Origin of the sequence: Massilia orientalis (assembly GCF_030411975.2) — a bacterium.
In the GTDB taxonomy this organism is placed as follows: domain Bacteria; phylum Pseudomonadota; class Gammaproteobacteria; order Burkholderiales; family Burkholderiaceae_D; genus Telluria; species Telluria orientalis.
The window spans coordinates 49,093-71,815 of the sequence record NZ_JASNRB020000005.1 but is presented as its reverse complement, the minus strand read 5'-3'; the positions used below and the strand labels follow the sequence as shown (position 1 = coordinate 71,815).

The following is a 22,723-nucleotide window of genomic DNA, read 5'->3' as shown; positions in this document are numbered from 1 at the left end:
TGCGCGCAAAGCGTGCCGGCCGCTTGTGTGCAGGTCGGCGGGGCGTCGTGGCGAAGCGACGGCATCACCGGATGCACAAGACACGAGCGGCGCAGAGCTAGCTCTAGGTTAAGATTCCGCACGCAACCACAACCGCTGGAGGATCATGCAATCTGCCGTCAACCTGTGGCCGCTGCTCGGCATTGCGGCCGTGGCCGCCGGATTCGTGTTGCGCGCCAATCCGGTGCTCGTCGTGATCGTGGCCTGCGGCGTGACCGGCTGGGCCGCGCACCTGCCGCTGCTGCACCTGCTGGAATCGCTCGGCACGGCGTTCATCAAGACGCGCAACCTGCCGCTGATCCTGTTGCTGCCGCTGGCCGCGATCGGCCTGCTGGAACGCTTTGGCCTGAAGGAGCACGCGCAGGCCAGCATCGCGCGCATCCGCTCGGCCACGACGGGGCGCCTGCTGACCGTGTACCTGCTGGCGCGCGAGGTGGCCGCCGCGTTCGGCCTCACGAGCCTGGGCGGCCATCCGAACATGGTGCGTCCGCTCGTCGCGCCGATGGCGGAGGCGGCGGCCGAGGCGCGCCACGGGCACCTGCCCGAACCGCTGCGCCAGCGCATCCGGGCGATGAGCGCGGCCACGGACAACGTCGGCCTGTTCTTCGGCGAGGACGTGTTCGTCGCGTTCGGCGCCATCGTGCTGATGCAGACGATCCTGAAAGCCGAGGGCCTGGACGTCGATCCCATCCACATGGCGTTGTGGGGCATCCCGACGGCGGTGACGGCGTTCGTGATCCACGCGTGGAACCTGCGCCGGCTCGACGCCCGCATCCGCCGCGAGACCGCGCGATGATCGTATCTCTCGACTTCTTTTACCTGCTCGTCGGCCTGCTGTTCGCCGCCTGCGCGCTCATGACGCTGGGCGACAAAACGAATCCGCGCCGCTACACGACGGCGTTGTTCTGGGGCCTGTACGCGCTCGTCTACCTGCTGGGCGAACGCCTGCCCCCAAGCGTCGCGGGCGTGCTGATGATCTCGATGGCGCTGGTCGCCGGATTCGGATTCGTGCGGCCGGGGAAGGCGGACGTGCTGCCGGAAGATCAAAGACAATCCACCGCCGCGCGCCTGGGCAACCGCCTGCTCGTGCCGGCGCTGGCGATTCCCGTCGTGACGATGCTCGGTTCGGTCGTGCTGAAGGACGTCCACGTCGGCATGCGTTACCTGCTGGATCCGAAGAACCTGACCCTGGTGAGCATGGGCTGCGGCAGCATCGCCGCGCTGGCGCTCGCATGCTGGCTCACGCGCGCGACGCCGCTGCAGGGCGTGCGCGAGGCGCGGCGCCTGATCGACGCGATGAGCTGGGCCGTCGTGCTGCCGCACATGCTCGCGGTGCTCGGGCTGCTGTTTTCCGAGGCGGGCGTGGGCAAGGCCGTGGCCCACGTCGCGACGAGTTACATCCCGCTCGATTCGCGCCTGCTGGCTTGCGCCGCGTTCTGCGTAGGCATGGCATTATTTACCGTCGTGATGGGCAACGGCTTTGCCGCGTTCCCCGTCATCGCGGGCGGCATCGGGATTCCCGTGCTGGTCGGGGTGTACCATGCGAACCCGGCCGTGATGGCCGCGATCGGCATGTTCAGCGCGTATTGCGGCACCCTGATGACGCCGATGGCGGCGAATTTCAACATCGTGCCGGCGGCACTGCTCGAACTGCCCGACAAGAATGCCGTGATCAAGGCCCAGCTGCCGACCGCGTTGCCGCTGCTGGGCGCGAATATCGTCCTGTTGTACTTCCTGATGTATCGATGAGCCGACCATGACCGCACCCACCACTCAAGTGCCCACCAGGACCGTCCTGCTGACCGGATTCGAACCGTTCAACGGCGCCACCATCAACCCGTCGTGGGAAGCCGTGCGCGCGCTGGACGGCTGGTCCGGACCGGGCTTCGCGGTCGTCGCGCGCCAGCTGCCGTGCGTGTTCGGCACCGCCCTCGACGTGCTGCGCGAATCCATCGCGGGCGTCAAGCCCGACATCGTGATCGCCGTCGGCCAGGCCGGCGGCCGTTCCGAGATGTCGCTGGAGCGCGTGGCCATCAACGTCGACGACGCGTCGATCCGCGACAACGCGGGCAACCAGCCCGTCGACACGCCGATCGCTGCCGATGGCCCGGCCGCCTATTTCACCACCTTGCCCGTCAAGGCCATCGTGAAGGCGCTGCGCCTGCGCGGCTTCCCGTCCGGCGTGTCGCAGACGGCCGGCACGTTCGTGTGCAACCACGTGTTCTACGGCCTGATGCACCACGCGGTCGGGCAACCCGTGAAGGCGGGCTTCATCCACGTGCCGTTCCTGCCCGAGCAGGCGGCAGATCGTCCGGAGCGGCCGCCGTCGATGGCGCTGCGCGACATCGTCGATGCGCTCAGGATCGCGGTGGAGGTGGCGGTGGTGACGGAGACCGATACCCACGAGGCGGGCGGCGCCACGCATTGAGGCCGTCACGGGGCCGCGCGCGCCTCGTCCTCGATCACACCCATCAGCCAGTGCAGCGCCGCGTCGTCGTCGCGCCGCGCATGCCATGCCATCGACACGGTGAAGCGGTCCATCGCGATGGGCAGCGCGCTCGACGCCAGCAGGCCCGCCGCGGCCCAGCGGTCCGCCAGCACTTCCGGCACCGTCGACACGATGGCGTTCGCCCCGAGCACGCCGGGCACCGCCGAGAAGCGCGGCGTCGTGTAGCACACGTCGCGGCGCAGCCCGAGCCCGGCCAGTACCGCGTCGGCCGTGCCTTCGACGGCGCCCCGGTAGCTCACCAGCAGGTGCGGCACCGCGACGTACTGCGCCAGCGTCACGGCGCCCGCGAACGGCAGCTGGCGCGGGTCGTACACGCAGCGGAACCCCATCTCGCGCAGCGGCCGCTGATGCTGCCAGCGCGGGCCGGTTCGCAGCGCCGCCACCCCGAGTTCGATCTCGTCCTTGTCCAGCATGTCGCCGACGGCGAACGGATTGCTTTCCTTGAGCACGATGCGCACGCGCGGCGCCAGCCGGCGCACCCGCGTCAGCAGGCTGGGCATCAGCCAGTGCTCGACCCAGTCCGGCATGCCGACGACGAACAGGCGCTCGCTGCTCGCCGGGTCGAAGGCCGGCGGCACGGCGATCGCCTTTTGCAGCAGCGCCACGGCCGGTTCGATGGCCGCTGCAAGGTCGAGCGCGCGCGGCGTCGGTTCCATGCCGCGCGTGCCTCGCACGAGCAATTCGTCGCCGAACAACTGGCGCAGCCGCGCCAGCGCACCGCTGACGGCCGGCTGGCCGAGGAACAGCTTGTGGGCGGCGGCGGACACGCTGCGTTCGCGCATCAGCACAAGAAATGTCACCATCAGATTCAGGTCGACGCCCCTGAAATCATTTTCACTGATTCCCATAATCTCGATAATCGATTTGATTGATGTCGTGCGCCATTGGATCATGGATGCATCGTTCAACGCCAGAGGAGTTCACCATGACCACGCTTTCACCCCTGTTCCTGTCCGCCGCCGTGCTGCTGGCCGCGCCCGCATGGCTGCCCGCCGCGCACGCGGCCGCGCCCCAGGTGCGCACCCAGGCGCCCGGTTTTTATCGCGTGTTGCTCGGCGACGTCGAGATCACCGCGCTGTCCGACGGCACCGTGACCATCCCGCTCGACAAGCTGCTGACGAATACGAGCGCGGCCCACGTGAAGGACGTGCTGGCGTTCCACCACCTCGGCACCCAGGTCGAGACGTCGATCAACGCCTTCCTCGTCAACACCGGCAAACAGCTGGTGCTGATCGATACCGGCGCCGGCGCCAGCTTCGGCGCGCACGGCGGCCACCTGGCGGACAGCATCCGTGCCGCCGGCTATCGTCCCGAGGACGTCGACGCCGTGCTGCTCACGCACATCCACGGCGACCATTCGAACGGCCTGGCGATAGACGGCAAGGCCGTGTTGCCCAACGCGGAGGTGGTGGTGGCCAGGCGCGATGCCGATGCGTGGCTGGATCCGGCCAACCGCGCGAAGGTGCGGCCGGAAAGCGTCCACGTGATCGACGAGGCGCTGGCGGCGTTCGCGCCTTACCGGAAGGCGGGCCGGGTGCGGACGTTCGACGGTCCCGGCGAGGTGGTGCCCGGCATCCGGGCGGTGCCGGTGCCGGGGCATACGCCGGGCCACACGATGTATGAATTGACGGCGGGCGGGCAGACGCTCCGTTTCGTGGGCGACGCGGTGCATGCGAAGGACGTGCAGATGGCGGAGCCGCAGGTGACGATCCGTTTCGACGAAGATGCCGCCGCGGCGCGGCGCCAGCGCGAGACGCTGTTCGCCGACGCAGCGGCGCGCGGCTATATCGTGGCGGCGGCGCACACGCCGTTCCCCGGCCTCGGCCACGTCGAGCGCAGCGGCAGCGGCTACGCGTGGGCGCCGCTGAATTACAGTTCGCTGCGCTAGACGATCACTCGGCGGTGGGATGCAGGATCTTGAGGAATGCCCGCACCACCGGCGCATCGTCCTGCGTCGGATACGTGATGTACAGATTGGCCGACGGTGGATTGGTACGCACCGGCAGGAAGCGCACGCCGGGCCAGCCGATGCGGCTCGTCGTCGCCGGCATCAGCGCCACGCCGAGTCCCGCGCCGACCATCGCGAGCAGGGTCTGCGGCTCCGCGGCTTCCTGGAAGATCGTCGGCTGGAAGCCTGCGTTGACGCAGCACTGGATCAGGTAGCGCGGCTCGGCCGACTGGTCCAGGTGCAGGGTCAGCATCGGCTCGTCGGCGATGGCGATCAGTTCGATCGCATCCTGCTGCGCGAGCGGATGCTGGGCGTTGATCGCGACGCACACGTCTTCGCGGAAAGCCAGTTCCTGGCGCAGGCCGGCGTTCCTCAGCATGTCCTCGTCGATCTTCGGCTCGCGCCAGAAACCCACGTCGATCTGCTTGCCGCGCAGCGCGTCCCACTGGTCGTTCGGGCCGAGTTCGTGGATGGTCCACGTCACGCGCGGGAACTGGCTCTGGAATTGTTCCAGCAGGCCGGGGATCGGGCCCCACATCGCCGAACCGACGATGCCCACGCGCAGGCGGCCCACTTCGCCGCGGTCGATCTGGCGGATGGTGTCGATGGTCATGCGCATGCGGCCCAGCAGGTCGGCCGCTTCGTGCATCAGCGCCTTGCCGGCCACCGTCAGCTCGAAGCTGCGCGTCGTGCGCGCGAACAGGCGCACGCCCAGTTCGCTCTCCAGCTTCATGATCTGCTGCGACAGCGGCGGCTGCGAGATGTGCAGGCGCTCGGCGGCGCGGCTGAAGCTTTTTTCTTCGGCCACCGCCAGGAAGTATTTCAGTTGCTTCAGGTCGATCGACATGGTGGTCTCAAACGTGGGCAGCCGCGTGCAGCGCCACCGCGAGGCGGGCGCCGACGAGGGCATTGTGCTTCACGAGCGCGATGTTCGTGGCGAGACTCCTGCCGCCCGTCAGGTCCTTGATGCGGGCCAGCAGGAACGGCGTCACGGCCTTGCCTTTCACGCCCTGGTCGGCGGCCTCCCGAAGGGCCTGCGCGATGATGCCGTCGATCTCCTCGTTCTTCAGCGCGGATTCCGCCGGCACCGGATTGCTGACGACGACGCCGCCCGTCAGGCCCAGTTGCCACTTGGTGCGGATGAAGCGGGCCTGCTGTTCCGGCGTGTCGAGCTGGAAGTCGGCGTCGAAGCCGGATTCGCGCGTGAAGAACGCGGGGAAGCCGGGCTGGCCGACGCTGACCACCGGCACGCCATGCGTCTCCAGGTATTCCAGGGTGAGGCCGATGTCGAGGATGGATTTCACACCCGCGCACACGACGGCGACGTTGGTGCGCGCCAGTTCCTGCAGGTCGGCGGAGATGTCGAAGCTCGTCTCCGCGCCGCGGTGCACGCCGCCGATGCCGCCCGTGACGAAGACTTCGATGCCGGCCAGCGCCGCGCAGATCATCGTGGCGGCGACCGTCGTCGCGCCCAGCTTCTTCTCGGCCAGCACGTACGCGAGGTCGCGCCGGCTCACTTTCAACGCATCCTGCGCGTTGCCCAGTTGTTCGAGCTGGTCGTCGGCCAGACCCACGCAGATGCGGCCGTCGATGAGGGCGATGGTGGCCGGCACCGCGCCGGCGTCGCGGATCACCTGCTCGACCTCGCGCGCCGTCTGCACGTTCTGCGGGTACGGCATGCCGTGCGAGATGATCGTCGACTCGAGCGCGACGACGGGTTTGCCGGCCGCGCGCGCGGCTTGCACTTCGGGGGAAAACTGGAGGAAGGCTTGCATGTTCAGTCCTGTGAAAGCGGAGGGGATTCGGTGGCGAGGCTGTCCGGTCCCAGGCCAGGATGCACGGTCTCGGGCACGCCCAGGGTGAGAGCCGACAAATGCAGGCCGCGGCGGCACGCGAGCACGAGGTCTTCGGTCCCGGCGTCCTGCACGAGCGACCAGCAGACGGCCGCGGCGAACGCGTCGCCGGCACCCGTCACGTCGACGACGTCGACCGGCGGCGCGGGCAGGTCGACGATGGCAGCGCCCACGCTGACGAGGACGCCGCGCGCGCCGCGCGTGACGATCAGGTCTTGCGCGCCCTGGGCCTGCACGGCGCGGATGGCCTCCGCGAGCGCAGCGTCGTCGACCAGGGGACGCCCGACCCGCGCCGCGAGCTCGCCGGCGTTGAGAATCAGCAGGCGCACGCCGGACAGGTCGTCGGGCAGGCGCGCCATCTTCGGTTCGGACACGGCGACGAGTACGAGCGGTGTCGCGTTGTGGCGCGCCTGGTGGGCGAGGGCGGCGACGGTGTCGCGCGGCAGGTTCAGGTCCGCGACGACGAGCGCGGCGCCCGCGAGCTGCGCCTGGCGCGCGTCGACGAACGCCGGCTCCATGCGGTCGTACAGCGCCATGTCGGCCAGCGCGACGACCATCTCGCCGTCGCGGTCCAGCACGGCCGTGTAGGTGCCGCTGCAGCAGCCGTCGAGACGCAGCGCGCCGCGCACGTCGATGCCGAGGCTGTCCGCGTGGTCGAGCAGGGCGGCGCCGGAGGAATCCGCGCCGATCGCGGTCAGCAGCGCGACCGTCGTGCCCAGCCGGGCGAGGTTCTCGGCGATGTTGCGCGCCACGCCGCCGAACGATTCGCTCTGGCTGGCCGGGTTCGACGTGCGCAGGGCGATCGTATCCGTCGAGCGCAGCTTGCGGTCGAGGTTCGCCGCACCCACGCACACGACGGGGCGGTGGTCCGGCAGCACGTAGGCGCGCCCGAGCAGCTTGCGCTCGCGGATCAGGCCCGCGATATAGCCGGCGACCGCGGAGCGCGACAGCCCGAGCTGGTTGGCGAGCTCCTGCTGCGAAATGAAAGGATTCGCGCGGATGGCCTCGTAGAGCTGTTGTTTCTTCGACGGTTCTGTCACGATGACGGGTGGATTAAACTTTTGTTTTTCATCTTAAACATTTGTTTGCGCAAGGTCAACGCGGACATATGCATGGCTAAAGTCTAGCGCGAATTTATTGCGTGAAGATATAAATACCCCAGAAAAATGGTATTTGCCAACACAATCGGCATTCATGCATAGTTGACATATTTTGGTGCATCCCGCCGCCCCATCCTCGACCAGACCGCGACAATGACTACTCACCAGTTCAGCAACACCCCCTTCGAAGCCGCCGACGTCATCCGCGCCCGCAAGCCGGGCTTCACGCCGCGCGTGGCCCTGATCCTCGGTTCCGGCCTCGGCGTGCTGGCCGAGCAGATGGAGGATGCGGTATCGATCAGCTATGCCGACCTGCCGGGCTTCCCGATCAGCACCGTGCACGGCCACGCGGGCGAACTGGTGCTGGGAACGCTGGCGGGCGTGCCGGTCGTGTGCATGAAGGGCCGCGGCCACTTCTATGAAGGCTATGGCCCGGCCGTGATGACGTCGGCCGTGCGCACCTTCAAACTGATCGGCTGCGAACTGCTGTTCGTGACGAATGCCGCCGGCTCGCTGCGTCCGGAAGTGGATGCGGGCAGCGTCGTCGTGCTGACGGACCACATCAACCTGCTGCCGGGCAGCCCGATGGCCGGCCCGAACGACGACCGCTTCGGCCCGCGCTTCTTCAGCATGGCCAATGCGTACGATGCCGACATGCGCGACCTGATCAAGGCCACCGCGGCGGAGAAGAACATCACCGTGAACGAAGGCGTGTACCTCGCCTGCCCGGGCCCGAACTTCGAAACGGCCGCCGAGATCCGCGCGTTCAAGGCGCTGGGCGCGGACGTCGTCGGCATGTCGGTCGTCCCGGAAGTGATCTCGGCCCGTCATTGCGGCCTGAAGGTCGCGGCCATGTCCGCCATCACGAACCTGGCCGAAGGCCTGACCCCGTTCCCGCTGTCGCACGAGCAGACCCTGAAGTATGCTGCGGTTGCGGCCAAGGATATGGTCACGCTGATCCACGGGTTTATTGAACGACTGGGTAAAACGACTAACGCGGCCTAGACACACCGTCGTTCCCGCGGACGCGGGAACCCATGCTGAGGTGCTGGAAATCGTTACGGGTAATGCCGACGCTGTCGAGTTCCGGGCTTCAGTATGGATTCCCGCCTCCGCGGGAATGACGTGTTATCTGACTTGGAAAAATAGACATGTCACGCGCATTCATCCTCCTGCTGGACTCCTTCGGCCTGGGCGCCTTGCCCGACGCCGACAAATACGGCGACACGGGCGCCAACACCCTCGGCCACATCGCGAAGTGGGCCGCGGATGCGGGCAAGCCGATGTCGCTGCCCACGCTGGAAGCCATCGGCCTCGGCGCCGCCGCGCACAAGGCGAGCGGCGAGTGGCCCGCGGGTTTTGCGAAACGCGACGGTTTCACGGGTGCCTGGGGCGTCGCGCGCGAACGCTCGACGGGAAAGGACACGCAGAGCGGCCACTGGGAAATCGCCGGCGTGCCCGTGCTGTTCGACTGGGGCTACTTCCCGAAGACGGTGCCCACGTTCCCGCAAGAGCTGACGGATAAACTGGCCGGGATCACGGACGTGCCGGGCTGGCTGGGCAACTGCCACGCGTCCGGCACGACGATCATCACGGAACTGGGCGACGAGCACGTCGCGACCGGCAAGCCGATCATCTACACGTCGGCCGACTCCGTGATGCAGATCGCCGCGCACGAAGAGCATTTCGGCCTCGAGCGCCTGTACCAGGTGTGCGAAGCCGCCTATGAGCTGGTCAAGCCGTACAACATCGGCCGCGTGATCGCGCGTCCGTTCACCGGCAGCAACGGCAACTACAAGCGCACGAGCAACCGCCACGATTACGCGGTGCCGCCCGTCGCGCCCACGTTGCTGGACCACGTGAAGGATGCCGGCTTTGAGGTCATCGCGCTGGGCAAGATCAGCGATATCTTCGCCGGCCAGGGCGTCACGCAACTCATCAAGGGCGCCGACAACATGGCGCTGTTCGACCGCCTGCTGGAAGTGGCCGATACCGCGCCGGACAAGTCGCTGACGTTCGTAAACTTCGTCGACTTCGACATGCACTTCGGCCACCGCCGCGATGTCGCGGGCTACGCGAACGCGCTGCACGAACTGGATGCGCGCCTGCCGGACTTCATCGGCAAGCTGAAAGAGGGCGACCTCGTCGTCATCACGGCGGACCACGGCTGCGACCCGACGTGGGCCGGTTCGGACCACACGCGCGAACACATCCCGATGCTGTTCTTCGGCCCGGCCGCGCCGGCGCGCGAGCTGCCCGTGTCCGACACGTTCTCCGACATCGGCGCCACCCTGGCGCACCACCTCGGCGTCAAACCTACTGCCAACGGAACCGCTTTGCTATGAGCCCGAACCTCGATTTCAAACGTAATACCGCGATCGATCTTGACCTGGGCTGGATCAACCACCTGAAGGTCAACCGCAACGCCGCCGACCGCCGCGCCGCGAGCCTCGCGAACCGCCGCACGGTCAAGAAGGAATACCAGGCCGCGTGGCTGATCCGCGCCATCGAGTGCATCGACCTGACGACCTTGTCCGGCGACGACACCCCGGGCCGCGTCGAGCGCCTGTGCCGCAAGGCGATTCGTCCGCTGCGCGCGGACCTGGTGCAGGCGCTGGGCCTTGACTCCCTGACGACGGGCGCCGTGTGCGTCTACCACGAGATGATCCAGCCGGCCGCGCAGGTGCTGCAGGGCCGCCTGCCGATCGCCGCAGTGTCGACCGCGTTCCCGGCCGGCCTGTCGAGCCTCGAAACGAAGATCCGCGAGATCGAACTGTCCGTGGCCGCGGGCGCCACCGAGATCGACATCGTGATCACGCGCCAGCACGTCCTGACGGGCAACTGGCGGGCGCTGTACGACGAGATGGTCGCGTACCGCCAGGCGTGCGGCGAGGCGCACGTGAAGGCGATCCTCGCGACGGGCGATCTCGTCACTTTGGAAAACGTAGCAAAAGCATCGTGGGTCTGCATGATGGCAGGCGCCGATTTCATCAAGACATCGACCGGCAAGGAAGGTGTGAACGCGACCATTCCCGTGTCGCTGGTGATGGTACGAGCGATCCGCGAGTACTATGAACGCACCGGCTACAAGGTCGGCTACAAGCCGGCCGGGGGTGTGTCCTCCGCCAAGACCGCATTGCAATACCTGACCGTGATGAAGGAAGAGCTGGGCAACGAATGGCTGCAACCGCATTTGTTCCGCATCGGTGCTTCCAGCCTCCTGACCGACATCGAGCGCCAGCTCGAACACTACGTCACGGGCAGCTATTCGGCCGCCCATCGTCACGCGCAACCTTGATCGATCGGACCTGTCATGCCCACTATTAAAGAGATTCTGCAAACGATGGATTACGGCCCCGCACCCGAGAGCACCAAGGAAGCGCAAGCATGGCTGGACGCCCATGGCCGCCGTTTCGGCCTGTTCGTCGACGGGGCCTGGACGGATGCCGAAGGTGACGACACTGCGACGTTCGGCTCGTTCAACCCGGCCGACGGCAGCGAGCTGGCGCAGGTGACGCAAGCGAGCCAGGCCGACGTCGACCGCGCCGTGGACGCCGCGCGCCGCGCGCAGCCGGGCTGGGTTGCCCTCGGTGGCCACGGCCGCGCGAAAGTCCTGTATTCGCTGGCGCGCCTGCTGCAAAAGCACGCGCGCCTGTTCGCCGTGCTCGAGACGCTGGACAACGGCAAGACGATCCGCGAAACGCGCGACGCCGACCTGCCGCTGGCCGCCCGTCACTTCTATCACCATGCCGGCTGGGCCCAGCTGCAGTCGGAAGAATTCGCGGACTACCGCGCCGTCGGCGTCGTCGGCCAGATCGTGCCGTGGAACTTCCCGCTCTTGATGCTGGCCTGGAAGATCGCGCCCGCGCTCGCCGCCGGCAACACCATCGTCTTCAAGCCGGCCGAGTACACGTCGTTGACCGCGCTGCTGTTCGCCGAGATCTGCCAGCAGGCCGGCGTGCCGGCGGGCGTCGTCAACATCGTCACGGGCGACGGCCGCGTGGGCGAGGCGATCGTCAATCACCCGGGCATCGACAAGCTGGCGTTCACCGGTTCGACGGAAGTGGGCCGCATCATCCGCAAGGCCACGGCCGGCACGGGCAAGAAACTGTCGCTGGAACTGGGCGGCAAGTCGCCGTTCATCGTGTTCGACGACGCCGACCTGGATGCGGCCGTCGAAGGCCTCGTCGATTCGATCTGGTTCAACCAGGGCCAGGTCTGCTGCGCCGGTTCGCGCCTGCTCGTGCAGGAAAGCGTCTACCCGCGCTTCATCGAGAAGGTCAAGGCGCGCATGCAGAACCTGCGCGTCGGCTCGCCGCTGGACAAATCGAACGACATCGGTGCGCTCGTCGATCCGGTGCAGCAGCAGCGCATCCACGGCCTCGTGGAAGCCGCGCGTGCCGAAGGCTGTGAGATCTGGCAGCCGCAAGGCGAAACGCCGGTTGCCGGTTCGTGGTATCTGCCGACCCTGATCACGGGCGCGTCGACGTCGGCCACCGTGTCGCAAACCGAGATCTTCGGCCCCGTGCTCGTCGCGTCGAGCTTCCGCACGCCGGGCGAAGCCGTGCAACTCGCGAACAACACCGTGTACGGCCTGGCCGCGTGCGTGTGGAGCGAGTCGATCAGCCTCGCGCTGGACGTCGCTCCCCAGATCAAGGCCGGCGTCGTGTGGATCAACACGGCGAACCAGTTCGATGCCGCCTGCGGCTTCGGCGGCTACAAGGAATCGGGCTTCGGCCGCGAGGGCGGTAAAGAGGGCATGACGGAATACCTGGTGCCGCTGGCGGAAGATGCGCGTCCGGCCGCACCGGTCGTGGCAGAGAAGGGCAAGGTAAAATTGGCAAGTGGCGACAGCCCGTTCACGATCGACCGCACGGCGAAGCTGTACATCGGCGGCAAACAGGCGCGCCCGGACGGCGCGTACAGCCGCGCGATCCATGGCGCGGGCGGCGAGTTCCTGGCCGACGTGGGCGAGGGCAACCGCAAGGACATCCGCAACGCCGTCGAAGCGGCGCACAAGGCGTCCGGCTGGGCGAAGGCGACCGCGCACAATCGCGCGCAGGTGCTGTACTACATCGCCGAGAACCTGGCGATCCGCGCCGACGAATTCGCGGCGCGCATCGCCGCGCAGACAGGTGCCAAGGATGCGGCACGCGAAGTGCAGGCATCGATCGAGCGCCTGTTCTACTGGGCCGCATGGGCCGACAAATACGACGGCCTGGCGCACCAGCCGCCGATGCACGGCATCACCGTCGCGCTGAACGAACCGGTGGGCGTGATCGGCATCGTGTGCCCGAACGAGAACCCGCTGCTGGGCTTCATCTCGCTCGTCGCGCCGGCACTGGCGCTGGGCAACCGCGTCGTGGCGGTGCCGTCGGAAGCGCATCCGCTCTCGAGCACGGACCTGTACCAGGTGCTGGACACGTCCGACCTGCCGGGCGGCGCGCTGAACATCGTCACGGGCAGCCACGACGAACTGGCCCGCACGCTGGCGTCGCACTTCGACGTGGATGCCGTGTGGCGCCACGATGGCTCGGCGGAAGGCTGCGCGGAAGTCGAGCGCCTGTCGGCCGAGTCGCTGAAGCGCACGTGGACGGGCGGCGCGAAAGGGCGCGACTGGTTCGATGCGAAGCAGGCGGGCGGGCGCGCGGTGCTGCAGCACGCGAGCCAGGTCAAGAATGTGTGGATTCCGTACGGCGTGTAAGGCCCGGAACCCCAAGCCCGTCATTCCCGCGCAGGCGGGAATCCATACTGAGGCACCGAAGTCGACTTCGATCGCTCAGCATGGGTTCCCGCTTCCGCGGGAACGACGTTTTAGAGAAAACTCTTAAACGGGATAACCTATGTTCCTCCCCCAGGAAATCGTCCGTAAAAAACGCGACGGCGGCACCTTGACCGCGGAAGAGATCCGCTTCTTCGTGCGCGGCATCCCGGACGGCAGCGTCACCGAAGGCCAGATCGCCGCGCTCGCGATGGCCGTTTACTTCAACGACATGTCGATGGACGAGCGCGTCGCGTTCACGCTCGCGATGCGCGATTCCGGCCAGGTCATGGAATGGAAGTCGCTGGACCTGCCCGGCCCCGTCGTCGACAAGCATTCGACGGGCGGCGTCGGCGACGTCGTGTCGCTGATGCTCGGCCCGATGGTCGCGGCATGCGGCGGCTTTGTCCCGATGATTTCCGGCCGCGGCCTCGGTCACACGGGCGGCACGCTCGATAAATTCGATTCGATTCCCGGCTATTGCACCGTGCCGGATCCGGAACTGTTCCGCAAGATCGTCAAGGACGTCGGCGTCGCCATCATCGGCCAGACCGCGCAGCTGGCGCCGGCCGACAAGCGTTTCTACAGCATCCGCGACACGACGGCCACCGTGGAATCCGTCGCCATGATCACGGGCTCGATCCTGTCGAAGAAGCTGGCGGCGGGCCTCGACGCCCTCGTCATGGACGTCAAGGCCGGCAGCGGCGCGTTCATGCCGACGTATGAAAAATCCGTCGAGCTGGCGGAATCCATCGTCCACGTGGGCAACGGTGCCGGCACGTGCACGTCCGCGATCCTGACCGGCATGAACGAGTCGCTGTGCCCGGCGGCCGGCAATGCCGTCGAGGTGCGCGTCGCGATCGACTACCTGACGGGTAAATCGCGCCCGGCCCGCCTGCACGAAGTGACGATGGCGCTGTGCGCCGAGATGCTCGTCATCTCCGGCCTCGCCGCCACCGACGAGGCGGCGCGCGCCAGGCTGCAGCACGCGCTGGATTCGGGCGAAGCGGCCGAGCGTTTCGCGCGCATGGTCAAGGCGCTGGGCGGTCCGGCCGACCTGATGGACAATCCGGACGCGCACCTCGCCAAGGCGCCGGTCGTCGTGCCTGTGCCGGCGCTCGAATCGGGCTACGCGTACGCGACGGATTGCCGCGGCCTGGGCCTGGCCGTCGTCGGCCTGGGCGGCGGGCGTATCCGTCCACAGGACCCGATCGACTTCGCCGTCGGCCTCACGGACCTCGTCGAGCTGGGCACGCGACTGGAAGCGGGCCAGCCGCTGGCGCTCGTCCACGCGCGCACGCAGGATGCCGCGCAACGCGCCGTGCGCGAAGTGCAGGCGGCCTACCGCATCGCGGCCGAACAGCCTGCCGCGCAGCCGATGATCTACAAGACCATTCGCCCATAAGATCATATCTACCGTCGCTCCCGCGGAGGCGGGAGCCCAAGTTACCTGCGTAGTCGATACGCAAGCAAAATTGGGCCCCCGCCTTCGGGGACGACGCTCCTGGGAGTCCCCATGAAATACGAAACACTGATCGACGAAGCGCGCGCCGCGCGCGAACTGGCCTACGTGCCTTATTCGCGCTTCAAGGTGGGCGCCGCGCTCGAGACGAAGGACGGCCGCGTGTTCCGCGGCTGTAACGTCGAGAACGCATCCTACGGCCTGTGCAACTGCGCCGAGCGCACGGCATTCTTTTCCGCCATCGCGCACGGCTACGTACCGGGCGACTTCGCGGCGCTGGCCGTGATCGGCGACACCGACGGTCCGATCGCCCCGTGCGGCGCCTGCCGCCAGGTGATCCTGGAACTGGGCGGCAACGACCTGGCGGTCGTGCTGGCGAACCTGAAGGGCGACGTGATGGAGACGACCGCGGCCGCGCAGTTGCCGAACGCGTTCGGCGGGCGCGACCTCCAGAAGTCTTGAGCGCACGGTTCAGCGCCGTTTAAGGCAATCTTGCCCGGATGCTGTCAAACTTGAATTCAAGGACGGGCCCACAACATGTGGGCTATCCGACCATTCAAAGGAGCAGACGTCATGAGCCCGCAAGATTCGCAGATGTTGCACGATTTCCTGAGCCAGTTGATCCAGGCCCGCGGCATCCAGAAAGACCCGGAAGCGGATGCCCTGATCCAGCGCGCCGTGGCCCAGCAGCCCGATGCCGCCTACCTGCTGGTGCAAAGGGCGTTGCTGCTCGAACAGGCGCTGAACAATGCCAAGGACCGCATCGCGTCGTTGGAAAACCAGGTACGTTCCGGTCAGCAAGGTGACGACGGTAAATTCCTCGACGCAAACTCGTGGGGCAATAGCGGCAGGACGCCGCCGGCGCAGTCCTACCAGCGCGATACCCAGCAGCCGTACCAATCCCAACCGCAAAATCAGCCGCAGTATCAGCAGCCGCAATATCAGTCGGCACCGTCGTCGGGCTTCCTGCGCGGCGGCTTCGGCGGCTTTGGCGGCACGCTCGGCTCGATCGCCGCGACGGCGGCGGGTGTCGCGGCCGGCGGCTTCCTCTTCCAGGGCCTGGAGAACATGTTCGGCCACCACGACCAAGGCGGCAACCGCTTGTTGAACAGCGACGATCCGAGCAACAACCTGTTCAGCGACCAGTCCGGCAGCTCACTGGCCGACCAGGCGGGGCTGGGCGATGTGGACCGTGTGCTGGACAATGGCTCGTCGGAAGGGTTGTTCGACAGCAGTGTCGACAATGGCAGCATCGACGGCGGGCAGGGCTTTTTCGACGGGGATGGTTCCGACGAAGGGCTGTTCAGCTAGAACGTCGCTCCCGGACCAGGCGTCCCCCTTGGCGGAATCCAAGTTCAGCGTCTCGACGGCGCATGCTACATTTGGCCCCCGCCTCCGCGGGGGCGACGGTAGCTATGAATTCGTGGCAAACAAATCCTCCGGCTTCCACGGGTCGTACGTCCCCACATTCCACACATGGCCTTCGAGGTCGCGGCACATGAAGCCGCGGCTGCCGAACTCTGTGTCGCTCGGTTCCTGCAGGATGATGGCGCCGGCATTGCGCGCGCGCTCGCACACGCGGTCGGCGTCGTTCACCTGCAGGTAGACGGTCTGGGTCTGACGGCCCTTGATCTCGTCCGGCTGCACGAGCACCTTGCCATATTCTCCCTCGTCGCTGACCGAGCCCAGCATGATCATGCCGTCGCCGAGCGTCAGTTGCGCGTGGGCGATGGCGCCGTCGATGCCGGGCACGGCGACCTGGCAGGCGAAGCCGAAGACTTCGCACAGCCAGTCGATGGCGGCCGGGGTGTCGCGGTAGCGCAGGCAGGGGATGGCGATCGAGGGCATGGCGGTCTCCTATGGGATTGATTCACATCTGCTGGAACAGATAGCTGTGGTTGCGGCTCACTTCCAACTCGCCCGGATAGCCGCGCACCTTCAGCATCTGGCGTCCGCGCAGGTCGCGTTTCACTTCGGCGATGGCGTCCACGCGCACGAGCGTCGAGCGGTGGATGCGCCAGAATTCGTCCGGGTCGAGTTCGTCCAGCAATTCCTTCAGCGTCTTGCGAATCAGAAACTCGGCAGCGCCCGTCTGCACCCGCGTGTATTTTTCGTCCGACTGGAAGAACAGGATCTCGCGCGTGCTCACCATGCGCAGGCTGGCGCCGACCTGGGCCTGGATCCAGCGCAGGTAAGTTGGCTTTTCGGGCTTGCCCTTGGTTTCCAGCAAGGTGGTCAGCTTCGCCAGTTGCTGGCCGATATCCTGTGGGGGCGCGGCATCGGCCGACGAACGTTTGCGCAGGCGTGCCTGCAGCCGCGCGCAGGTGGTCGCGAGCCGTTCGGCCGACACGGGCTTCAGCAGATAGTCGAGCGCGCCCTGTTCGAACGCGTCCAGCGCGTACTGGTCGTAGGCCGTGGCGAACACGATGTGCGACCTCTCGTACAGCCGCCGCGCCGCTTCGATGCCGGACAGGCCCGGCATGCGGATGTCGAGGAAGGCGATGTCGGGCCGCAGCTTTTCGCCCAGCTCGACGGCTTCCACGCCGTTCGCGGCCTCGGCGACGATCTGCAGGTCGGGCCACGCCTGCCGCAGGCGTGCGCGCAGCAGGTCGCGCATCGGGGCTTCGTCGTCGGCGATCAGGGCGGTAACCATGTTCAAGCATCCTCCATCATCTTGTAGGGCAGCCGGATCGTGGCGCAGGCGCCGCCGCCCGGCGGGGTCGAGATGGCCAGCGACGCTTCCGCGCCGTACAGCAGTTGCAGGCGCTCGCGGATGTTCGCGAGGCCGACGCCGTCGTCCGCGTGCGGGTCGATGCCGACGCCATCGTCGCACACTTCCACGTGCAGGTCAGCCCCCACCACGTGGGCGCGTACGACGACGGTGCCGCCTTCGATCTTCGGCTCCAGGCCGTGCTTGATGGCGTTCTCGATCAGGGTCTGCAGCATCATCGGCGGGAACGGGGCGCTGCCGAGGAAGTCGGGTACGTCGAAGCGCACGTTGAGCCGTTCCTTCATCCGCGCCTGCATGATGGCGAGGTAAGCCCGCGACAGCTCGACCTGCTTGCCCAGTGTCGCGCCGCCGCGCTGGCGCATCTGCGGCAGGGTCGAGCGCAGGTAGTCGATCAGGTGGGCATGCACGCGCGCCGCTTCCTTCGGGTCCGTCTCGATCAGCTGGCCGATCAGGGCCAGCGTGTTGAACAGGAAGTGCGGTTCGACCTGCGCCTGCAGCGCGGCCATCTGCGCCTCCATCAGGCGGCGTTCCAGCGTGGCGACGTTGGCCTGCGCCGTGGCTTCGCGCGCCATCAGCTCCGCCTTGCGCTTGCCGCCCGCCAGCACCTTGACGGCGAACGAGATGAAGATGTACCAGAAACCCGGCTCGGGCGTATTCACGAGCTGGAAGAAGATCACGACGAAGAACCACGTGAGGAACAGCTGGCGCCATTCGACGACGGCGAGCCAGTCGAAGAAGCGCCACCACAGCTTGCTGGCTTCGTGGAAGGCGTCGCGTACGAAGTCGAGTACGCGGTTGATGTCGCTGGCGCGCATGATGCTCTCCTGCTTATTTCTCGCTGTAGTGGTCGCGGCTTGTGCGGCGCTGGTCCACGACGAATGCGCCGATGATCACCTTGATGCCCATGAACAGGACGAACAGGAACAATGCGAGCGGCAGGATGCTGATCACGACGGCGAGGGCGATGCAGCACACCAGTATCGCGGGCCACGGCATCACGGCGATGGCGCGCGCGGCGCGGCGGCAGGCGTCGACGATGTCGCGGGCGAGGTCTTCCAGCGTGGCGCCGAAGCTGCGGTGGTAGGTCCTGGTCATGATCACTCCTTGCGGTTGGAACTTGTTTCGATGGAGTCACTCTACATCCCTGCAGGCATCGTGGCCACGGGGCGCCGACGAACTGCCGAAAATGCGGGATGACTGGTCGTGCGGCCGGATGGGCGGGGGCGTCTGGACCCCGCCGGTCCGGCGTAATATGATGTCGTCCATGAAACTTTTACGCCTGCCATGAGCCGCACCGGACGCCTGTTCCAGCTGATGGACGCCCTGCGCGGCCACCGCCGCCCCGTAACGGCCAGTGCCCTGGCCGAACGCCTCGGCGTGTCGGAACGCACGATCTACCGCGACATCCAGACGCTCGTGCAACTGGGCGCGCCCGTCGAGGGCTCGGCCGGTGTCGGCTATGTGCTGCGCACGGGCTTTTTCCTGCCGCCGCTGATGTTCGACGCCGACGAGCTGGAAGCCCTCGTGCTGGGCGCGCGCTGGGTGCGCCAGCAGGGCGACGCGGCGCTGTCCGACGCGGCCGACCGCTCCCTGGCCAAGATCGCGACGGCCACGCCGCGCGACCTGCGCGACCACATGGCCGAGATGAGCCTGTGGGTGCCGGCCTTTCCGGAAGCGGCGCCGGTCGAGGCGTTCATCCAGCCCGCGCGCGAGGCGATCCGGCGCCAGTGCAAGCTGCGCATCGCCTACCGCGACGAGCGCGACACGGCGACGGAGCGCATCGTGTGGCCGTTCGCGCTCGCGTTCTTCGAGGGCAAGCGCGTGATGGCGGCGTGGTGCGAACTGCGCGATGCGATCCGCCACTTCCGCGTCGACCGCATCGTCCGGGCCGAACCGAGCACGGAGCGCTATCCGTCGCCGCGGCACCAGCTGCTGCGGGAGTGGCGCAAGCTGTACGACATTCCGGAATACTCCTGACAGGATCTGTCAGTGGCCCGTCTTAACATAAACGCATCAACCAACCCACAGGAGACGGCCATGCAGCTCTATTACAACCACTACTCGTCCAATACCCGCCGCGTGCTGCTGGCGGCCGACCACCTCGGCATCGAGTTCGACCTCATCCAGATCAACCTGGCCAGCCAGGACGACCGCCGTCGCCTTGGCGAGGTCAATCCGAACGCCAAGCTGCCCGTGCTGATCGACGGCGACTTCATCCTGTGGGAATCGTGCGCGATCATGCAATACCTGGCCGAGGGCACGCCCGGCCAGACCGTGTGGCCGCAGGAGCGCCGGGCGCGCGCGGACGTCGGCCGCTGGATGTTCTGGGCCTGCCAGCATTTCGCTCCGGCCATCGGCGTGTTCACGTGGGAACACCTCTGGAAGAAATTCGTCACCGGCCAGGACGCCGATCCGACGGAAGTCGCGCGCGGCGCAGCCGACCTGGCCGAGGCGGCCCGCGTGCTGGACCAGCACCTGGCCACGCGCAACTGGCTTGCCGGCGACGGCGTGACCCTGGCCGACTACGCCGTCGCGGCGCCGCTCATGTACAAGGACAGGGCGCACCTGCCGCTGGATGCGTATCCGCACCTGCTGGCCTGGTTCGAGCGCATCCAGGCGCTGCCGGCGTGGCAGCGGACGGCGCACGAATGGTGATCAGGCCGGCCTGCCCACCAGCGCGGCGATCCCCGCCGCGGCGACGTTGACGGCTACGCTGGCCACGATCGGCACCGTGTAGCTGCCGCTCGCGTCGAACAGGTAGCCGGCCGCGGTGGGACCGAGGAGCGTACCCACCGCGACGCTCGTGTACAGGACGCCGATGATGCTGCCGACCTGGCGGTTGCCGAACAAATCCGTCACCACGGGCGGCATGATCGCGACCCAGCCGCCGTAGAACAGGCCGAACAGCAGGGCGAACCCGGCCAGTGCGAGGAAGCCCGTCGAGACGGCCCACACCGCCAGTGCGGCAGCCATGCCCGCAAACATCGCCAGCAGGAAGGCCAGTCGCCCGACCCTGTCCGCCAGTCCACCGAGGAAGAACCGGCCCAGCGTGCTGCCGATGCCGATCGACCCCAGCAGGTAAGCCGCGTCCTTCTGGCCGATGCCGTGGTCCAGCGCATACGGCACCAGGTGGACGAACGGCACGAACACCCCGAACGAGCAGACCAGGCAGGCCGCGTACAGCAATGCGAATTGCCGCGACCGGACGGCCTCGCGCAGCAGCATGCCGGCATGGACGCGGGCCGGCCCCATGTCCTTGTCGACGGGATCGTCGGCAATGAGCGCGGCCATGCCGATGCCGGCGACGGCGGCGCCGCAGCCGAGCGCGAGGTAGGCGCCGCGCCATCCCAGCGCGTCGATCAGCGCGGTCGCGAGCGGGGGCATGACCAGCGTGCCGACGCCGATGCCGCTGACGGCGAGGCCCGACGCGACGCCGCGGCGCGTGACGAACCAGCGCTGCACGGCGCCCAGCGCGGGCACGTACGCACAACCGATGCCCAGGCCGACGCCGAGGCCGTAGGCCGCGTACACCGCATGCAGGCTGCGCGCGACGCCGGCCAGCGCGAGGCCGGCGCCCACCAGCAGCATGCCGAGCATGGCCAGGCGGCGCGCGCCCCAGCGGTCCGCGAGCGGGCCGCTGACGACGCCCAGCGCAAAATACAGGAACCCCGCCAGCGAAAACACGAGCGACACGGACCCGCGCGATGCCGCGAAGTCCCGCTGCAGCGCCGGCACGAACGCGCTGAACGTGTACGCGCAGCCGAATCCGACGAAACAGACCGCGAACGCCGCCGCGACGACGACCCAGCCGTAGAAGACACGCGATCCCATGCTAGCGCTCCGGATGGCGCCGGTGCCACGGCGTTCGCGCCTGGAACGCGGCGCCGGCGCACACGAGCGCGTCCTCGCGCCAGCGGGGCGCCACCAGTTGCAGGCCGACCGGCATGCCAGCGTCGGTGAAGCCGCCCGGCAGCGTGAGCGTCGGATGGCCGGACATGTTGAAGGGGCACGTGTAGCGCTGCAGCCCGGCGATGAGGTCGGGCTGCTCACCCAGCGTCCGGATCTGCGCGAGCGTGAGCGGGGCGAACGGTTGCACGGGCGTGAGCAGGACGTCGACGGCTGAGAGGACCCGGTCGACACGGCCGCGGAAGGCCGCGCGCCGCAGCAGGATGGCCTGGTAATCGGTGCCGGACAACGCCTTGCCGGCCTCGATGACCGCCGCGAGGACGGCGCCGTAATCCGCTTGCATGCGCGGATAGCGGTCCCGGTGCGCCACGGCCGCCTCCACGGCACATTGCGGCACCCAGTCGGCGACGGCCTGCGCGACGTCGGGGAAGCGGACGTCGACGATGTCGGCGCCCAGCGCGGCAAACGTCGCGAGCGCCTCGGCGAGCACCGCGCGCGTGCCGGCGTCCACGCCGTCGCGGTTCCACGCCGCGTCCACGCCGATGCGCCAGCCCGCGACGCCGGCGCCTGCCGTGTCGTCGGGGACAGGCATCAGCGACGCCGTCGGGTCGTCCGGATCGGCCCCCGCGATGGCGCCCAGCAGGATGCCGGCGTCGATGGCGCTGCGGGCCATGGTCCCGACATGGTCCAGCGACGCCGCCAGTTCGGCCGCGCCGTGGCGGCTCACGCGGCCCCACGTCGGCTTCAGTCCCGTGAGGCCATTCGCCGCGGACGGCCAGCGGATCGACCCGCCCGTATCCGAGGCCAGCGAGCCATATGCCATGCCTGCCGCGACGGCGACGCCGGAACCGCTCGACGAGATGCCCGGCCAATAGTCCGCGTGCCACGGGTTGCGCGGCGGGATGACGGCCGGGTGGTGATCGGAATACGCGCCTTCGGTGAGCTCGGGCTTGCCGATGAGGACAGCGCCGGCGTCGCGCAGGCGCCGCACCACCGTCGCGTCGCGGGTGGCGACGGGCTGGCTGCGCAGCCGCATGCCGGCGCGCGTCGGCACGCCTTCGATGTCGAACAAGTCCTTCACCGCGATCGGCACGCCGTGCAGCGGCCCGCGCCATCCGCCGGCCGCGATCTCCCTGTCGGCCGCGTCGGCTTGCGCGCGCGCGGCGTCGGCCAGCACCAGCGCGTACGCATGCAGGTCGCCGTCGAGCGCGGCGATGCGATCGAGCAGCGCTTGCGTCACCTCGCGGGAAGACACGTCGCGGTTGCGGATCAGGGCCGCAAGCGCGCCGATGTCGCGATAGTGCAGGACGTCTGTCGGTTTAGTCATTCTCTTTCCTGAATCGGCTTACAATGCGGGTACTGTAGCCTCGGCGTGACAGTGGTACAACCGAGTTTTCCTGTCTGTTTCAATTGA

23 protein-coding genes are annotated in these 22,723 nt (G+C 67.8%); 13 read left to right on the top strand and 10 right to left on the bottom strand.

Annotation, left to right across the window (positions count from 1 at the left end; genetic code table 11):
• Positions 1-145: 145 nt before the first annotated feature.
• From QPK29_RS08790 to pcp, 3 genes are read left to right on the top strand one after another with little or no spacing between them, the layout of a single operon-like run.
• On the top strand, positions 146-835 hold the full coding sequence (locus QPK29_RS08790) for a DUF969 domain-containing protein (protein ID WP_056122959.1): 690 nt from the start codon (positions 146-148) through the stop codon (positions 833-835).
• A complete protein-coding gene (locus QPK29_RS08785) occupies positions 832-1,788 on the top strand; it encodes a DUF979 domain-containing protein (protein ID WP_371768645.1) in 957 nt (318 codons plus the stop codon). Before QPK29_RS08790 ends, QPK29_RS08785 begins: the two co-directional genes overlap by 4 nt.
• Before the next feature lie 7 nt (positions 1,789-1,795).
• The gene (pcp, locus tag QPK29_RS08780) at positions 1,796-2,467 is read left to right on the top strand and encodes a pyroglutamyl-peptidase I (protein ID WP_160409608.1); all 672 of its coding nucleotides are present in this window, start codon (positions 1,796-1,798) and stop codon (positions 2,465-2,467) included.
• 5 nt (positions 2,468-2,472) lie between these two features.
• Here the strand turns inward: pcp and QPK29_RS08775 are convergent, their stop codons facing one another.
• Positions 2,473-3,351, bottom strand: coding sequence for a LysR family transcriptional regulator (locus QPK29_RS08775; RefSeq protein ID WP_371768644.1), 879 nt, complete (start codon positions 3,349-3,351; stop codon positions 2,473-2,475).
• 122 nt (positions 3,352-3,473) lie between these two features.
• Between QPK29_RS08775 and QPK29_RS08770 the strand changes: the two genes are divergently transcribed.
• Positions 3,474-4,436: an MBL fold metallo-hydrolase gene (locus QPK29_RS08770; protein WP_371768643.1), complete on the top strand. Its 963-nt coding sequence runs from the start codon at positions 3,474-3,476 to the stop codon at positions 4,434-4,436.
• A 4-nt stretch (positions 4,437-4,440) separates the two neighbouring features.
• Here the strand turns inward: QPK29_RS08770 and QPK29_RS08765 are convergent, their stop codons facing one another.
• The 3 genes from QPK29_RS08765 to QPK29_RS08755 are packed head-to-tail and all read right to left on the bottom strand — an operon-like array spanning position 4,441 to position 7,389.
• Positions 4,441-5,343, bottom strand: a complete 903-nt coding sequence (locus tag QPK29_RS08765; protein ID WP_371768642.1) for a LysR family transcriptional regulator — start codon at positions 5,341-5,343, stop codon at positions 4,441-4,443.
• A gap of 7 nt (positions 5,344-5,350) precedes the next feature.
• Entirely contained in the window at positions 5,351-6,271 is a 921-nt protein-coding gene (locus QPK29_RS08760; RefSeq protein WP_371768641.1) for a pseudouridine-5'-phosphate glycosidase, read from the bottom strand.
• 2 nt (positions 6,272-6,273) lie between these two features.
• Entirely contained in the window at positions 6,274-7,389 is a 1,116-nt protein-coding gene (locus QPK29_RS08755) for a carbohydrate kinase (RefSeq protein ID WP_371768640.1), read from the bottom strand.
• Positions 7,390-7,602: 213 nt separating this feature from the next.
• Here QPK29_RS08755 and xapA point away from each other — a divergent pair, with 213 nt between their 5' ends.
• The 7 genes from xapA (at position 7,603) to QPK29_RS08720 (ending at position 15,983) form a co-directional block, all read left to right on the top strand.
• Positions 7,603-8,454 carry a xanthosine phosphorylase gene (xapA, locus tag QPK29_RS08750; RefSeq protein WP_371768639.1) on the top strand — a complete coding sequence of 284 codons (852 nt, stop codon included), beginning with the start codon at positions 7,603-7,605 and terminating at the stop codon, positions 8,452-8,454.
• Positions 8,455-8,600: 146 nt separating this feature from the next.
• The gene (locus QPK29_RS08745; RefSeq protein WP_371768638.1) at positions 8,601-9,794 is read left to right on the top strand and encodes a phosphopentomutase; all 1,194 of its coding nucleotides are present in this window, start codon (positions 8,601-8,603) and stop codon (positions 9,792-9,794) included.
• Positions 9,791-10,747 carry a deoxyribose-phosphate aldolase gene (gene deoC, locus QPK29_RS08740; protein ID WP_371768637.1) on the top strand — a complete coding sequence of 319 codons (957 nt, stop codon included), beginning with the start codon at positions 9,791-9,793 and terminating at the stop codon, positions 10,745-10,747. Before QPK29_RS08745 ends, deoC begins: the two co-directional genes overlap by 4 nt.
• A gap of 15 nt (positions 10,748-10,762) precedes the next feature.
• The gene (locus QPK29_RS08735; RefSeq protein WP_371768636.1) at positions 10,763-13,153 is read left to right on the top strand and encodes an aldehyde dehydrogenase family protein; all 2,391 of its coding nucleotides are present in this window, start codon (positions 10,763-10,765) and stop codon (positions 13,151-13,153) included.
• Positions 13,154-13,292: 139 nt separating this feature from the next.
• Complete coding sequence (gene deoA / locus QPK29_RS08730) at positions 13,293-14,615, top strand: thymidine phosphorylase (protein ID WP_371768635.1); 1,323 nt, start codon at positions 13,293-13,295, stop codon at positions 14,613-14,615.
• A gap of 111 nt (positions 14,616-14,726) precedes the next feature.
• A complete protein-coding gene (locus QPK29_RS08725) occupies positions 14,727-15,134 on the top strand; it encodes a cytidine deaminase (RefSeq protein ID WP_056123002.1) in 408 nt (135 codons plus the stop codon).
• A 111-nt stretch (positions 15,135-15,245) separates the two neighbouring features.
• Positions 15,246-15,983, top strand: coding sequence for a DUF2076 domain-containing protein (locus tag QPK29_RS08720; RefSeq protein ID WP_056123005.1), 738 nt, complete (start codon positions 15,246-15,248; stop codon positions 15,981-15,983).
• Positions 15,984-16,085: 102 nt separating this feature from the next.
• On the opposite strand, the gene QPK29_RS08715 is transcribed toward QPK29_RS08720, so the two are convergent.
• The 4 genes from QPK29_RS08715 to QPK29_RS08700 are packed head-to-tail and all read right to left on the bottom strand — an operon-like array spanning position 16,086 to position 18,498.
• Positions 16,086-16,520: a VOC family protein gene (locus tag QPK29_RS08715; RefSeq protein ID WP_056123008.1), complete on the bottom strand. Its 435-nt coding sequence runs from the start codon at positions 16,518-16,520 to the stop codon at positions 16,086-16,088.
• Between the two features lie 22 nt (positions 16,521-16,542).
• Positions 16,543-17,325, bottom strand: a complete 783-nt coding sequence (locus QPK29_RS08710; protein ID WP_371768634.1) for a LytR/AlgR family response regulator transcription factor — start codon at positions 17,323-17,325, stop codon at positions 16,543-16,545.
• A gap of 2 nt (positions 17,326-17,327) precedes the next feature.
• Positions 17,328-18,218: a sensor histidine kinase gene (locus QPK29_RS08705; protein ID WP_371768633.1), complete on the bottom strand. Its 891-nt coding sequence runs from the start codon at positions 18,216-18,218 to the stop codon at positions 17,328-17,330.
• Between the two features lie 13 nt (positions 18,219-18,231).
• Positions 18,232-18,498, bottom strand: coding sequence for a hypothetical protein (locus QPK29_RS08700; RefSeq protein WP_371768632.1), 267 nt, complete (start codon positions 18,496-18,498; stop codon positions 18,232-18,234).
• Positions 18,499-18,687: 189 nt separating this feature from the next.
• Between QPK29_RS08700 and QPK29_RS08695 the strand changes: the two genes are divergently transcribed.
• Both QPK29_RS08695 and QPK29_RS08690 read left to right on the top strand, forming a co-directional pair.
• Positions 18,688-19,380: a helix-turn-helix transcriptional regulator gene (locus QPK29_RS08695; RefSeq protein ID WP_056123019.1), complete on the top strand. Its 693-nt coding sequence runs from the start codon at positions 18,688-18,690 to the stop codon at positions 19,378-19,380.
• A 60-nt stretch (positions 19,381-19,440) separates the two neighbouring features.
• Complete coding sequence (locus tag QPK29_RS08690; protein WP_056123022.1) at positions 19,441-20,058, top strand: glutathione S-transferase family protein; 618 nt, start codon at positions 19,441-19,443, stop codon at positions 20,056-20,058.
• On the opposite strand, the gene QPK29_RS08685 is transcribed toward QPK29_RS08690, so the two are convergent.
• Positions 20,059-21,234 (bottom strand): MFS transporter, encoded by a 1,176-nt coding sequence (locus QPK29_RS08685; RefSeq protein WP_371768631.1) that lies wholly within the window; start codon positions 21,232-21,234, stop codon positions 20,059-20,061. It abuts the gene before it with no gap.
• A 1-nt stretch (position 21,235) separates the two neighbouring features.
• Entirely contained in the window at positions 21,236-22,636 is a 1,401-nt protein-coding gene (locus tag QPK29_RS08680) for an amidase (RefSeq protein ID WP_371768630.1), read from the bottom strand.
• Positions 22,637-22,723: the final 87 nt, after the last annotated feature.